The sequence below is a fragment of the Kitasatospora sp. NPDC058218 genome, from assembly GCF_042882445.1.
Classification (GTDB): Bacteria; Actinomycetota; Actinomycetes; order Streptomycetales; family Streptomycetaceae; genus Kitasatospora.
Window position 1 is genome coordinate 1 of sequence record NZ_JBHVWC010000164.1, and the last position, 1,735, is coordinate 1,735.

Sequence of the window (1,735 nt, forward strand, 5' to 3'; positions counted from 1 at the left end):
GGGGCTTGTTTCTGAATAACTGTCAGAGTTGATCTTCCTTGTCGGCGGGCTCGGACAGAAGGGCTCGGAGCTGTTCCAGGGTGCGGGTGGGCGACCCGGGCAGCGGTGTGACGGCGATGCGGTGCAGGTCCAGTAGGCGGTGGCCGTCCTGGAACTGGTTGGAGAGGTTGGTGCGGGTGACGCCCAGCAGCTGGGCCAGGAGGGTGCTGGTGATCGCCCTGCGGCGGCGTAAGAGCGCCGCCAGGAGCCGGTGGTAGTGGTCCAGGCTGCTGGTCTGCGGGTGCAGATAGCTGCGTGGACGGTGGAAACGCCGCTGGAAGGCCGCTTCGGCCAGGGCATCCCAGTAGGGTTCGGAGACTGCCACCAGGCGTTCGAAGTCGGCCAGTGGCATGCCGGTCAGGGCCGGATCGCTGAGCATCTCGGTCAGGGCCGGGTCGATCCGCCGGGCAGCCGCCGGTGCCTCCGGAGGTCGGGGTGGAACGGGGGCGAGGGTGTAGTTCCAGTCGCCGTGGAACGCATCAGGTGTGATCGGCAGGGCCTGGAACTCCGTAGCGGGCACCGTGGAGCCCAGGCGGTAGCTGCCGTTGTCCAGCTCGGCGCCGATGGTCAGCCCGGTCCGGGTGGTCGTCGCGGCGATCGTCTCGATGACGACCTCGTAGCTGGTCAGCGGTCGGCCGCGCCAGTTCGCGGTGATGTGGCAGAACATCCGGTGCTCGATCTTGTTCCATTTCGACGTGCCCGGCGGGAAGTGGCAGACCGTGATCTCCAGGCCGCTCTCCAGGGCGAAGGCGGCCAGGTGCTTCTTCCAGGTCCAGCGGCGTGGATCGTTGGAGCCGCCGGCGTCGGCGGTGATCAGCAGCCGGGTGGCGTTCGGATGGTGCACCCGCCCGCGGCGCTGCCACCAGCGGCGTATGGACTCGACCGCGAACTCGGCGGTGTCGTGGTCGGTCCCGACGTTGACCCAGCCGGTGTTGGTGGCGATGTCGTAGATCCCGTACGGGATGGCGACGGGCTGGTCGCTGGTAGTGAAGGTGTGGCAGTCGACCTTGATCGGGTCCTTGCCCGGCCGCCAGGTGCGGCCGGGCCGGTCGCGGCTGCCGAGCCATTCCTTGGCCTTGGCATCGACGCTGATCACCGGCTGCCGGTCGTCGAGGAAGGCGGTGGCCGTGGCGTTCAGGTGGGCGAACTGGGCGTCGCGGTCCGGATGGCCGGCGCCCTCGGTGGTCTTGACGGTGCCCTGCAGGCTGTAGCCGAGCCGGTGCAGCAGGCGTCCGACGGTTGCGGCACTGACTGGATGGCCCTGCGACGTGAGGGCCGAGGCCAGAGCCCGCAACGACAAGGTGGTCCATCGCAGCGGGGAGACCGGGTCACCCCGGGTGTGCGGCTCGATCAACGCCTCGAGGGCCGGCACCAGGCCGGGATCGGTGACCGTCAACGGCTTGCGGCCGGCTCCCGCAGCCCGGACCCTTCGTGTGGGCACCGGGTCCCCGGCCAGCTCGGTCACGCCGCGCGCGACGGTGGCTGTACTGGCCCCGGAGGCTGCAGCCACCAGAGCGATCCCACCGTGACCGATCGCTGCGGCCTCACTGGCCAGGTAGAGCCGACGACGGCGCTCGTCGAGATGAGGCAGGAGCCGATCGAACTTGGCCCGTAACGCGGTGATGGGCGGATGCACAGGCATGGTCCACCATCCCACCAACTCCACCAGAGCAAGCAGTAATTGATATACAAGCCC

1 protein-coding gene is annotated in these 1,735 nt (G+C 68.9%); it reads right to left on the reverse strand.

The annotated features are described in order from the left end of the window. Window positions 1-22 precede the first annotated feature (22 nt). Complete coding sequence (locus ACFVYI_RS42410) at window positions 23-1,681, reverse strand: ISAzo13 family transposase (protein WP_387895470.1); 1,659 nt, start codon at window positions 1,679-1,681, stop codon at window positions 23-25. Window positions 1,682-1,735: the final 54 nt, after the last annotated feature.

What these genes read in the sequence shown, in the direction of transcription:
- ACFVYI_RS42410 (WP_387895470.1), bottom strand. Translation starts at nt 1,681, where the DNA reads ATGCCTGTGCATCCGCCCATCACCGCGTTACGGGCCAAGTTCGATCGG.